This window comes from Caproicibacterium sp. BJN0003 (genome assembly GCF_026314295.1).
Lineage (GTDB): Bacteria > Bacillota > Clostridia > Oscillospirales > Acutalibacteraceae > Caproicibacterium.
Genome location: NZ_CP111108.1, coordinates 239,055 through 250,812 on the forward strand (window position 1 = coordinate 239,055; position 11,758 = coordinate 250,812).

13 protein-coding genes are annotated in these 11,758 nt (G+C 44.2%); all 13 read left to right on the forward strand.

Annotation, left to right across the window (positions count from 1 at the left end; all coding sequences use genetic code 11):
• Window positions 1-231: 231 nt before the first annotated feature.
• The 13 genes from OP489_RS01165 to OP489_RS01225 all read left to right on the forward strand — a co-directional run bounded on the left by OP489_RS01165 (window position 232) and on the right by OP489_RS01225 (window position 11,681).
• Window positions 232-1,383, forward strand: coding sequence for a PucR family transcriptional regulator (locus OP489_RS01165; protein ID WP_266162558.1), 1,152 nt, complete (start codon window positions 232-234; stop codon window positions 1,381-1,383).
• 617 nt (window positions 1,384-2,000) lie between these two features.
• Entirely contained in the window at window positions 2,001-3,158 is a 1,158-nt protein-coding gene (locus OP489_RS01170) for an ABC transporter substrate-binding protein (RefSeq protein WP_266162559.1), read from the forward strand.
• Window positions 3,159-3,251: 93 nt separating this feature from the next.
• Complete coding sequence (locus OP489_RS01175; RefSeq protein WP_266162560.1) at window positions 3,252-4,142, forward strand: branched-chain amino acid ABC transporter permease; 891 nt, start codon at window positions 3,252-3,254, stop codon at window positions 4,140-4,142.
• Between the two features lie 14 nt (window positions 4,143-4,156).
• A complete protein-coding gene (locus tag OP489_RS01180) occupies window positions 4,157-5,245 on the forward strand; it encodes a branched-chain amino acid ABC transporter permease (protein WP_266162561.1) in 1,089 nt (362 codons plus the stop codon).
• A gap of 19 nt (window positions 5,246-5,264) precedes the next feature.
• Entirely contained in the window at window positions 5,265-6,050 is a 786-nt protein-coding gene (locus tag OP489_RS01185) for an ABC transporter ATP-binding protein (RefSeq protein ID WP_266162562.1), read from the forward strand.
• Window positions 6,043-6,750, forward strand: coding sequence for an ABC transporter ATP-binding protein (locus OP489_RS01190; RefSeq protein ID WP_266163451.1), 708 nt, complete (start codon window positions 6,043-6,045; stop codon window positions 6,748-6,750). The genes OP489_RS01185 and OP489_RS01190 overlap by 8 nt, the downstream gene beginning before the upstream one ends.
• Before the next feature lie 17 nt (window positions 6,751-6,767).
• The gene (locus OP489_RS01195) at window positions 6,768-7,598 is read left to right on the forward strand and encodes a dipicolinate synthase subunit DpsA (protein WP_266162563.1); all 831 of its coding nucleotides are present in this window, start codon (window positions 6,768-6,770) and stop codon (window positions 7,596-7,598) included.
• Window positions 7,595-7,924 carry a (2Fe-2S)-binding protein gene (locus OP489_RS01200; RefSeq protein WP_416232459.1) on the forward strand — a complete coding sequence of 110 codons (330 nt, stop codon included), beginning with the start codon at window positions 7,595-7,597 and terminating at the stop codon, window positions 7,922-7,924. The genes OP489_RS01195 and OP489_RS01200 overlap by 4 nt, the downstream gene beginning before the upstream one ends.
• Window positions 7,921-9,057, forward strand: a complete 1,137-nt coding sequence (locus OP489_RS01205; protein ID WP_266162565.1) for an NAD(P)/FAD-dependent oxidoreductase — start codon at window positions 7,921-7,923, stop codon at window positions 9,055-9,057. Before OP489_RS01200 ends, OP489_RS01205 begins: the two co-directional genes overlap by 4 nt.
• Window positions 9,054-9,584, forward strand: a complete 531-nt coding sequence (locus OP489_RS01210) for a 4Fe-4S binding protein (protein WP_266162566.1) — start codon at window positions 9,054-9,056, stop codon at window positions 9,582-9,584. The genes OP489_RS01205 and OP489_RS01210 overlap by 4 nt, the downstream gene beginning before the upstream one ends.
• Before the next feature lie 5 nt (window positions 9,585-9,589).
• On the forward strand, window positions 9,590-9,868 hold the full coding sequence (locus OP489_RS01215) for a (2Fe-2S)-binding protein (protein ID WP_180341615.1): 279 nt from the start codon (window positions 9,590-9,592) through the stop codon (window positions 9,866-9,868).
• Window positions 9,858-11,021, forward strand: coding sequence for an NAD(P)/FAD-dependent oxidoreductase (locus OP489_RS01220; protein WP_266162567.1), 1,164 nt, complete (start codon window positions 9,858-9,860; stop codon window positions 11,019-11,021). Before OP489_RS01215 ends, OP489_RS01220 begins: the two co-directional genes overlap by 11 nt.
• Window positions 11,022-11,048: 27 nt before the next feature.
• A complete protein-coding gene (locus OP489_RS01225) occupies window positions 11,049-11,681 on the forward strand; it encodes an AAA family ATPase (protein WP_266162568.1) in 633 nt (210 codons plus the stop codon).
• Window positions 11,682-11,758: the final 77 nt, after the last annotated feature.

Genomic DNA, 11,758 nt, shown 5'->3' on the forward strand with positions numbered 1-11,758 from the left:
TCGACGATCAGTCCAGAAAACATGAAAGTTATGGACGATAAGTCCATCTAAAAAGTAAAACCTTATATGAACAATTTTTTTTAAATAATTCATTATAAAATTTTTATTTATAAAAAATCATTGACAGAAGTATTTTGGCATTATTATAATAAGGGAAACGACGATGTTTTTCTTTGTATGCAAAGAGAAGCATCGCCGTTTTTTTACAAGCTTTAAGGAGGTGTATGAGTTTTGCCACTGCGTATAAGAGAGATTGTTGATCGTCAAATCCTAAATGGAATTAAACTAGTAGCAGGGGCCTCTGGAGCAGAAAATTCAGTTCTATGGGTAAATGTAATGGAAATTTTGGATACCCCTGATTCTCTGCAAAAGGATGAGTTACTGGTGACGACTGGATATCAGCTTGCAAATGAAAAGCGATACAGCGATTTAATTCAAAAACTGGAACGCAGAGGGATTAGTGGAATTTTAATTCAGCTTGGCTATTATGTAGATGATGTGCCGGATTATATTATTCGGGAAGCAAATCGCTTGCATTTGCCGATTTTAACGATTCCGCCTCATTTGACCTTTTCGGCGATCATGCACATTCTAATTGGAGAAATTCAGCGTCAGACTGCAGCACAGGAAGATGAGAGTACAAAAAAGTTGTTGCCTCTTTTAAAGAAGCACATGGAACAGAATCAACCATCAAAAGAATTGCCTGGATATATTTTTGTAGCGGTCCCTGCTCCGGACCGTCAAGTTCCGCCAAAAGAATTGCAGGAGGGAATTAACCGTATTTCGTCTTACCTGTATTCGCAGGCTGCATGGTATATCCGGTCGCAGCTTCCGGATGGAAAAACGGTTTTTTATCTGAATTTAGCGGAAAAAAATACGATTCAGGATGTTATTTTTGAGCTGACGATTCTTCTTACTTTTTTATCAGAAGAGCAGAGAATTAGCTATTATGTAGGGGAATATGACTTGGAAGACACTGACGATTTAGAAAAAAGTTTCTTTGCAGCTGCAAAATGCTGTAAAGCTTTAGAACAAATTGGCGCAAAACGAGGCGTCTTTCGCAGCAAAAACATGTCGTTTTTTTCTATTTTCAGCAGTTTTCATCAAAACGGGGAAGAAATTTTGCGCAGTCAGCGACCAGAGCTGCAAAAGCTGCTTGATTATGATCGCACTCATAGTACGCACTATGTTCATACACTTCGGGTATATCTTGCACATGAAGGCAGTCAGGCAAAAGCCGCAAGCAGACTTTTTATTCACCGCCATACAATGGCAAAGCGGCTCGAAAAAATCTGTGAATTGGGGAATTGGGATTTGGAAGATTATTATACACGTACCTATCTTTCGCTTTGCTTGATGCTGCATGATTATTATGGAGTTTAAAAATGCAGGAATCAATTAGGCTAAATTCAAATACTCAATTTATGGAAAAAGAATTATAAAAGAGAATTTATACAGATATAGAGAATAAAAGGGAAAATGCGGTGGACAAAAAGTCCATTTAAATCGCAAATTATGGACCAAAAGTTTACGGGATACAAAAAAGATTTCAATTTTAAAAAATATAGTTACTTCTTAACAAAATAAAAAAGAAGCAAAAAAATCGATTGACAAAGCGGATTATGTGCCGTATCATGTTATCAAACAAAGGCGTTGACCTCCTGGCTTACAGAAGGTCAACGCCTTTCGTTTATTTTTTAAAAGAGGAGGGCTACTTTGAACTTTGTTTCTATAAAATGAAAGCACAAAAATTTAACTTTTAAAGAGAGTGAATATTTAAACGATTATAGGATGCTGAAAAGAAAACGTTAAATTTTAAAATTGAATTTTATAGAGAGAAATAATTCATAATGGCGATTTTAAATCCGAAAAGTTATAAAAATGTGTATCCTGCTTTTTTTCGGAGAGAACAAAATTGCTCAAAGGCCCAAATCGTTTTATTTTGAAAATAGTGTCCGTTGGTTTTTATTTTTTGCTTCAAAGTTAAAGGAGGGTACATTATGAAAAAAATTCGCATTCTTGCACTTGCTCTTGCAGCAACGATGGTGACGGCGAGCGTGACCGGCTGCGGGAGTGGGAGCAGCTCAGGTTCTGCTTCCACGGCAGCAGCTTCTGGAGGAAGCATTAAGATCGGGTTAGTTGCTCCTCTTTCAGGAGACAGCGGCGTTATGGGCGAGAGCCAGCAGCACGGCTATGAGCTTGCAATCAATGAGATCAATGCAGCCGGCGGCGTCAATGGAAAGAAACTGGAATTAACCACTTATGATGATCAGGGCGATCCGCAGAAAGCAGCTTCCGGCGCTCAAAAGTTTGCGGATGATGAATCTATTTTGGCCATTGGCGGTTCCTGCAACTCTTCCGCTACTTTGGCGATGGCTCCGATTATAGATGCTGCAGGACTTCCGGATTTGGTTGTTAGCTCCAGTTCACCTGCTTTAACAGGCTGCAGCGACTATTTCTTCCGGATGGCTGTGCAGGATAACGCTGTTGGTCCGCAGATGGCACAGGCTTTGTTGGATCGGGGCAAAAAAAATATTGTAGTATTCTATCCGAATAACGATTATGGCACAGGCTTAAATACAAATTTGAAAAATTATATGGAGCAAAAAGGTGGAAAGGTACTTAACAGTTTAACTTATCTTGCTACCGATCAGGATTTTACTGCTCAGATTACGACGGCAAAAAGCTTGAATCCAGATGCAATTGCACTTTGCGGAACTCCGGCGGATTCCGGCTTGATTATTAAGCAGCTCAAGCAGAATGGAGTAAATGTTCCGATTATCGGTGGTACCGGTCTCTACAATTCCAAAACAGTTGAAATTGCAGGAGATTCCTGCGAAGGCATTTATGTGATCGGCGTTTATGTTGCGAATAATCCGGATCAGAAAGTACAGGATCTTGTAAAGAAATTCCAGGAAAAATATGGCTCTGTACCAGACGGATTTGCAGCACTTGCTTATGATCAGATGTATGTCATTGCAGAAGCAGCAAAGAAAGCCGGCGATAAGTTGTCCCGTGATACTTTAAAGGATGCACTCAAAGAGACAAATTATAATGGCGTTACAGGGACGGTTAAATTTGACAGCAATAATGACTGGGTTCGCGATTATCTGACTTTGACCGTTAAAGACGGAAATTTTGTTATGGCAGATAAATAAACCACAGCGGTTGGAAGCTGGAAGAAGGACAGCGGCTGGAGAAAATTTTCCAGCCGTTGTTGTTCTTTATCAAAGCTTTGGGGGTGTAAGAATATGGATTTTGTACAGCAAGTAATTAACGGCTTGGCACAAGGCGGTATTTATTCGCTGATTGCCATTGGCTGGACGACAGTTTTTGGAATCGTGGGTGTTATGAACTGGACTCACGGTGAAGTTTATATGTTGGGTGCTTTTGCAGGGTATTTCCTTTGTACTATGGGAATGCCGTTTATTCCAGCATTGCTTTTATCTATGCTGATTGGTTCGGGAATTGCAATCGCAATTGATGAATTTGGATATAAACCGCTTCGTAAAAAAGGAAAAATGGCAGTTGCAGGATTTATCACTGCACTGGGCCTTTCCACATTCCTCCGCTATAGCGCCAATGCGGCATTTACGCCAAATCCGCGTGCATATCCGGACGTAATTGATTATCAGCTCATTCCGATTTTGACAGTTGACGGTAAAACGTTGACGATCAGCTCCATTCATTTGACGATTCTTGCGGGAACGATGCTGATCATGGTTCTTCTGGAACTCTTTATCCGCCGTACCATCACCGGAAAAGCGATGCTGGCAGCCTCTCAGGATATGCAGACGCTGGGATTGATGGGTGCGAACAGCGAAGTTCTGATTAAAGTCACTTTTGCAATCAGCGGCGCCTTGGGTGCGGCTGCCGGTGTTTTTGTCGGCACGATTTATGCGATTAACCCAATGATGGGTGCACTTGCAGGGCTCAAAGGCTGGGCTGTTGCAATTCTTGGAGGAATTGGTTCCATTACCGGTTCTTTAATTGGAGGACTGATCCTCGGAGTGGCAGAAAACTTGACGGCCGGATTTATTTCTACCGGCTATAAAGATGCAATCGGCTTCATTATTATGATTGCAGTTCTTTTGATTAAGCCGACCGGTTTGCTTGGCTTTAAGTTTGATGAAAAAGTTTGAGAGGAGGGCTATACATGAAAAACGATTCGGCAGCAAGTGAAGTGCTGACGGCAGGAATCGAAAGTGTTCCTGCTGATGTGCCTACAAAAAAGAAGTTTGCCCTCCCCAAGGGGAACTCAAAATGGTTCTTTGGAACGAGTGGAAAGACCACTTTTATTGGAGCAACAATCTTCTTATTGGTGATCTGTTTTTTGGATAGTTTTACGCCGGTTAAAGTGATTCCGGCTTATGCTAAGCATATTCTGGTGAGCTGCTTGATTTATGCAATCCTGGCGCTTGGTCTCAACTTCGTTTCCGGGTATATCGGGCAGACTTCTTTAGGCCACGCGGCTTTCTTTGGAATCGGTGCCTATGGAACGGCAATGTTGATGAAATATGCCGGAGTGAATTTTTGGCTTACCATTCCAATTGCCGCCTGTATCGCCGCTTTGGCGGCTCTTCCGTTGGCAGCTTCTGCATTGCGCGTAAAAGGTTCCTTCCTCGTCGTCATTACATATGGCTTCGGTGAAGTGCTGAGATATGTCGCAATTAATACGGATTCGCTCGGAGGATCTTCCGGTATTCCGGGAATTAAAGTTCCAACTATTTTTGGAATTAAAATGAGCAAGATTGGGCCTACTGGAAAAGAAGGATATCTGATTCTTTGTTTCCTCATTGTTGCTCTGCTTGCTTTCTTTATGAATCGGATTGAAAAATCCTGCACCGGATATGCGTTTGCGGCAATTCGGGAAGATGAAATTGCAGCGGTCGCTATGGGAATTCACACCAAATATTATAAGATACTGGCGTTTGTTATTTCGGCCTTTATCTGCAGCATTGCGGGCAGTATTCAGGTGGCTTATTCTTCATTTGTCAGTCCGGAGCTTTTAACTTCCACACAGTCCATCCTGATTCTTACCATGGTAATCGTCGGTGGACGCAGAAGCATTAAAGGCGCAATCCTTGGAGCGGGGCTGATGACGATTTTGCCGGAAATTCTTCATTCTCTCAAGGATGCAATCGGGCTTTCGTTCGATCCTTGGTATATCCTCTACGGCTTGATTCTTGTGATTGTGATGCGTGTACGTCCTCAGGGATTCTGGGGAAACAGCAGCGATGCCTGAAAGAAGGGAGTGAATTCTGATGCCAGTATTACTTGAAACGAAAGCGGTCACCAAATCTTTTGGGGGCCTGCTTGCAAACAGTGAAATTGATTTTCATATTGATCAGGGAGAGATCGTCTCTATTATTGGGCCGAATGGTTCCGGAAAGACCACTTTTTACAATCTTCTGACGGGAATTGCTCCGGCAACTTCCGGGCAGGTGTTTTTTGAAGGGGAAAATATTACGCATAAAAAACCGGATCAGATTACAAAGATGGGGATTTCCAGAACTTTTCAGAATATCCGCCTTTTTGGAGATTTGACGGTAGAAGAAAATATTATAATTGCACGTCACTGCCGTCGAAAGACAGAAATAATGGGTGCTTTTCTAAATACACCGACCTATAAAAACGAACTCAAGACCAACGATCAGTTTGTCAAAGAATGCCTGAGCTATGTCGGTATTTATGATAAAAAGGATTGGAAGGCAAAGAATCTGCCTTATGGAATGCAGCGCCGCCTGGAAATTGCCAGAGCTTTAGCGACCGAACCAAAACTAATTCTTTTGGATGAACCGGCTGCCGGAATGAATCCTCACGAGACAGATGAGCTGATGGAAATTATCCGGAGACTGAAAAACGATCAGTATTCTATTATCCTAATCGAGCATGCAATGCGTCTTGTAATGAAAGTTGCCGAAAGAGTGGTTGTATTTGATCACGGGCAGAAGATTGCAGATGGACTTCCGAAAGAGGTCAGCTCAGATCCGGTCGTCATCGAAGCTTATCTCGGAAAGGATGATGATGATGATGATGAAATTGCTTGAGGTTGAGAATTTACATGTTTATTACGGAAATATCCATGCCCTGAAAGGTTTGAGTCTAGAGGTAGAGGAGGGCGAGATCGTTTCTTTAATTGGTGCTAACGGCGCCGGAAAGACGACTTTGCTCACAGCCATTATGAGTCAAGTCAAAAAATCGGAGGGCAGTGTCTCCTTTATGGGAAAAAGCTGCGAAGGAATGCTGCCGCCGCAGATTGTGCGGGAAGGCATGACTATGGTTCCGGAGGGCCGCCGTGTGTTTCCGCGCAGCAGTGTGTTGGATAATCTGCTCTTGGGGGCTTATTTTCGAAAAGACCGAGCTCAAATTAAAAGTGATGTTGAAAGCGTTTTCAATATTTTTCCCAGACTGGAAGAACGAAAAAGCCAGCTTGCCGGAACCCTTTCCGGCGGCGAACAGCAGATGCTTGCAATGGGGCGTGCACTGATGAGCTGCCCGAAGCTTTTGCTGCTTGATGAGCCTTCAATGGGGCTTTCTCCTTTGATTGTAAAGCAAATATTTAAAACAATCCGTGATATCAATCAGAAATCCGGAACAACGGTGATGCTGGTAGAGCAGAATGCAAATCAGGCACTAAAGGTTGCCAGCCGCGGATATGTTATTGAGACCGGCGAAGTTGTTTTGGCAGATACCGCAGCCAACTTGCTTTCTAATCAGCAAGTTAAAGAGGCTTATCTTGGAAGTTGAAAAGGAGACATGTTTTTATGCGTGGGGCTGTTTTTGCAAACGACGAACGAATTTATTTTGCAGCGGAAGCTTTAAAAAAACTAGGAATCGAAATTGACTGCGCAAACGATTACTCAAGAGGACAGAATCTTCTGGTGAAAAATCCCCAAAATTATGATTTTGTTTTGCTTCCGGTTCGCGGAACAGAAGATGGAACCATTTTGCAGTCAGCAGGAACATCGCTTTTTATCGGAGACTTTCTAAAAGGGCTTCCAGAGGGGACGCCGGTTTTTACCGGGAGACAAACAGAATATCTTCGTCAATTAAATTTAACCCTCTATGACCCATTTAAAGATCCGGAGGTTTCCAAAAAAAATGCGGAGCTTACAGCCGAAGGCGTTTTGTGGTTTCTTCTGGAGTATACAAAGAAAAGCCTTTTTGAAAATTCTTATGATGTGATCGGTGCCGGTCATACTGGAAAAGCCATTACGGAGATTTTAAGAAAGCTGAGACTGCCGGTAAGACAGGCTGCACGGAATGGACATCTGGATACGATTTCTATGGAGCAATGGGAAAGAGAGACCCCGTCTGATGTAGTAATTGTTACAGTTCCGGCGTTGGTGCTGCCGGTGGAACTTGCAGAAAGCTGGAAAAAACCAGTTTTTGTACTGGATATTTCCAGTGGACAGGTGGGAGCAGATCCAAAGATTGCAGAGCTTAAAAATATTACTTATTATGCGGCACCACCGTTGCCGAGCAAGGTAGCTCCGGAGTCGGCAGGAGTATTGATTGCAAATTATATTGGTTGGATAATGTCTGACAAAAATATCCGGAAAGCAGATATTGCTCCGGCAAAGAACGAGGGATGATTTTGAGAGTAATCGAACACCCAATTTTGGGTACGTTGACAGATCTTAAAAAAGTCACGCTGTATTTTAATGGAGAGCCAATCGAGGCTGTCGAAGGGGAACCAATTGCAGCGGCACTTTTAAATGCGGGCATAAAAGTATTCCGTACAACGGCAAAACGCCATGAACCGCGCAGCGTTTTTTGCGCCATCGGGCGTTGTACCGACTGTATGATGATTGTAGATGGAGTCCCCAATACGCGCACTTGTGTAACGCCGGTTCATGACGGAATGCATGTGGAGCGGCAGGAGGGACTCGGTGTAGTTCGAAAGGAGGCAGACAAATGAAAACACTGGAAACAGAGGTTGCGATTGTCGGAGCCGGTTCTGCCGGACTTTCAGCTGCCTGTCAGGCACGCAATGCCGGAGCAAAGGTATTGGTCATTGATGAAAACAGCCGCCCCGGCGGGCAGCTTTTTAAACAGATTCATAAATTTTTTGGTTCTCATGAACATCAGGCCGGAACCCGTGGTTATGTGATCGGGCAAAAACTTCTGAAAAAAACGCAGGACTGCGGAGCAGATGTCATGCTCAATAGCCTCGTTTATGGAATTCAGCCCGAAGATCTCACGATGGGCATTATCCAGAATGGGGAAAATTGTCAGCTGCACGCAAAAAAAATCATTATTGCAGCGGGCGCAAAGGAAAACTATTTGCCGTTTCCCGGTTCTACGCTGCCGGGCGTAATGGGTGCGGGCGCTGCACAGACCATGATTAATGTGAACCGGGTCCTTCCCGGTAAAAAAATTGTAATGATGGGTTCCGGAAACGTAGGTTTGATTGTTTCTTATCAGTTGATGCAGGCAGGCGCAGATGTTCTCGGAATCGTGGAAGGCGCTTCAAAAATCGGCGGATACGGCGTCCATGCCGGAAAGATCCGCAGAGCGGGGATACCGTTTTATCTGGGACATACGATCAAACAGGTATATGGAAAAGATTGTGTGGAAGCGGTCGAAATTGCAAAGGTAGATGAAAAGTTTAATCCGATCGACGGGACTGAGATGACGATTGAAGCGGATACCGTTTGTATGGCAGTAGGTCTCAATCCTATGACGGAGCTTGCATGGATGGCGGGCTGTCAGTTTGATTTTATTCCTGCTTTCGGCGGACATGTTCCGCTGCATGATTGGAATATGGAAACGACGATTCCCGGTGTTTACGTCGCCGGAGATATTACCGGCGTGGAGGAAGCTTCTACCGCTATGGAAGAAGGAAATCTTGCTGGAGTTGCTGCAGCCGAAGCTTTGGGCTATCTGAGTGAGAAGGATGCAGCAGAGAAAAAAGCCGCAATCGTAGAACGGCTCAATACATTGCGCTGCGGACCTTTTGGAGAAGGACGCAGAAAGTTTAAAGAACATCAGATTGCAGATATGGAAGCGCTCAAATGCGGTGAATTTGTGGGGAGGTGCATTGAGAAATGATTGAGAAACAAGGAATCATTTATACCGGGTTTCCGTCAAAGGAAGAACTCATGTCCTGTCCTGGAGTTCCCAGTGAAGAGCGAATGAAAAAAGGGCGTGTAGCGGTCATTGAATGTGTTCAGCAGATTCCCTGTAATCCCTGCGCCAGTGCTTGCCCTATGGGTGCGATCACAATTGGGGAAAACATTACGAATCTTCCACATCTGAATGAGGAAAAATGTACCGGCTGTGGGCTGTGCATTGCGAAATGTCCTGGCCTTGCAATTACGGTCGTCAATAAGGCTTTCGGAGAAGGAGAGGCTTCCATTGATTTTCCATTTGAATATTTGCCGCTTCCTAAAGAGGGCGATATTGTGGATGCGGTTTCCCGTGCAGGAGAGCCGGTCTGTAAAGGCAGAATTCTCAAAGTGAAAAATCTTGCAGCTTATGCGGGAACAACTGTTATCTCCATGGCAATTCCGGTGGAGTTTGCTGATACGGTTCGCAGCATGAAGCGCCTGCCGAATCCGGCAGTGGAAGGAGCGTGAACAAAATGAATGATGATGTTCTGATTTGCCGCTGTCAGGAGATTACCCGCGGAGAGATCATTCAGGCGATCCATGATGGCGCGACGACAGTAGACGGTGTAAAACGCCGCACCAGAGCTTGTATGGGACTTTGTCAGGGAAAGACCTGCGAACGTCTGATCCAGGGAATTATTGCGGAGGAAACGGGGAAAAATCGTGCGGAAATTCAGCCGCAGAAAACCCGTATGCCGGTGCGTCCGCTGAAATTAAGTGTGCTGGGAGGGGACGGAAAAGATGAAGTATGATGTCATTATCGTCGGCGGAGGCATTATTGGTTGTTCTGTCGCCTATTATCTTTCCAAACGGAATCAGAAAGTTCTGCTCCTTGAAAAGCGTGATCATGCACAGGGCTCTGCCGGTGCTACAGATGGTGTTGTCAGTTATCATACCAAAAAACCGGGAGCGCAGATGGATTTGGCAGTTCAGTCTTTAAAGCTCTACCAGACGCTGGAAAGGGAACTGGGAGAGTCCATTGAGTTTGTTCCTGACTGCGGCGGAATGCAGTTGGCAGAAAACAAGGATCAGTGGGATATGCTCAGTAAGATTGCAGATAAACAGCGCGAAAGCGGTGTGGATATTCGTATGATTTCAGTCGATGAGGCAAGAAAGATTGAACCTCAGCTGGCACCTGATCTTTATGGAGTGCTTTATGCACCATGCGGAGGCAAAGTAGAGCCGATCAAGCTCACAATGGCATTTTTGCACGCGGCAAAACGGCAGGGAGCCGAAGTGAAAAACCATCTGGGAGTTACCGAAATCAAAAAAGACAGTGCAGGCGAAGTAACGGGTGTTGTGACCGAAGACGGTAGCTTTTATGAAGCGCCGAAAGTGGTGATTTCAAGTGGCTCCTGGTCGGCTGAGATTGGAAAAATGGCGGGACTCGATCTGCCGATTAAACCTCGCCGCGGACAGCTTTTAATAACAGAAGCGGTTGGTCCGTTTATGCATTGCACAGCACAGTGTGCTTTATATAATGTAATCAAATTTATGCCGGAAACAATTAAAGACCCTAAAATTCTTCATATAGGTGCTTCTCTAAGTATCCATCAAACGAAAAATGGAGGGCTTTTGATCGGGGGTACCCGCGAATGGGCCGGATTTGATCGTTTTAATTCTTTGGAAGCAGTGGAAGCAATCGCACATCGGGCACTGCGCTTTTTCCCGGCTCTTAAAGATGTCAGCGTCATTCGTGCGTTTGCAGGATTGCGTCCCTATACGCCAGATGGCAAGGCATTGATTGGCGGAACAAAAAAAGTGCCGGGTCTTTATCTGGCTGCAGGTCATGAGGGTGATGGAATTGCTTTGGCACCAATTACCGGAAAATTGCTTTCTGAAGAGATTGTAGACGGAAAGTCTTCCTATTCGTTGGAGCCGTTCTCCCCGGATCGGTTTTCCTGAATAAAAAAGAGAAAGGGTGGATTTACATTGAAACAGTTTGTGATAGCCCTTACCAGACGATGCGGCGCCGGAGCAACCCCAATTGGTAAAATCCTCGCTAAAAATCTCGGCGTACATTTTTATAATCGGGATCTTTTGCGGTTGGCTTCGGACGATAGCGGGATTAGCGAAGAACTTTTTGCCAAGGTGGATGAAGAGACCAAAAAAAGTCTGCTTTATAGAGTTTCGAGAAAGGTATATGACGGTACCATAATTCCGCCGGAAAGTGATAATTTTCTTTCAAATGAAAATCTTTTTAATTATCAGGCGAAAGTGCTCAATGAGCTTGCAAACAGAGAATCTTTTGTGGTGGTTGGCAGAGCGGCAAATTTTGTGTTAAGAGACCGCCCTAATGTCATTTCGGTTTATCTTTATGCACCGGAAGAGATTTGTGTCCGCCGCAAGATGAATTTGATGAATTTTTCCTATGATGAGGCAGTTCACTATGTTAAGAAACAGAATAAGTACCGCCGCGGTTATTTTACGCATCACACCGGACAGATCTGGGAAGATATGCGCAATTATGCACTTTGCATCGATACCAATGAGCTGGGAGATGAAGGGACCGCAAAACTGATTGAAGATTTCCTTATGCAGCGTATGGAACGAATTCCATTTTGATTTTTAAAAGGTAATAAAAAATAAAGGTTTATAGCAAAAAAGGTTGCTCTCCAAAATTTTTTAGAGAGCAACCTTTT

Coding starts and splice junctions, on each gene's coding strand:
- OP489_RS01170 (WP_266162559.1), top strand. CDS start 2,001: ATGAAAAAAATTCGCATTCTTGCACTTGCTCTTGCAGCAACGATGGTG.
- OP489_RS01205 (WP_266162565.1), top strand. CDS start 7,921: ATGAAAACACTGGAAACAGAGGTTGCGATTGTCGGAGCCGGTTCTGCC.
- OP489_RS01175 (WP_266162560.1), top strand. CDS start 3,252: ATGGATTTTGTACAGCAAGTAATTAACGGCTTGGCACAAGGCGGTATT.
- OP489_RS01220 (WP_266162567.1), top strand. CDS start 9,858: ATGAAGTATGATGTCATTATCGTCGGCGGAGGCATTATTGGTTGTTCT.
- OP489_RS01180 (WP_266162561.1), top strand. CDS start 4,157: ATGAAAAACGATTCGGCAGCAAGTGAAGTGCTGACGGCAGGAATCGAA.
- OP489_RS01195 (WP_266162563.1), top strand. CDS start 6,768: ATGCGTGGGGCTGTTTTTGCAAACGACGAACGAATTTATTTTGCAGCG.
- OP489_RS01210 (WP_266162566.1), top strand. CDS start 9,054: ATGATTGAGAAACAAGGAATCATTTATACCGGGTTTCCGTCAAAGGAA.
- OP489_RS01200 (WP_416232459.1), top strand. CDS start 7,595: ATGATTTTGAGAGTAATCGAACACCCAATTTTGGGTACGTTGACAGAT.
- OP489_RS01215 (WP_180341615.1), top strand. CDS start 9,590: ATGAATGATGATGTTCTGATTTGCCGCTGTCAGGAGATTACCCGCGGA.
- OP489_RS01185 (WP_266162562.1), top strand. CDS start 5,265: ATGCCAGTATTACTTGAAACGAAAGCGGTCACCAAATCTTTTGGGGGC.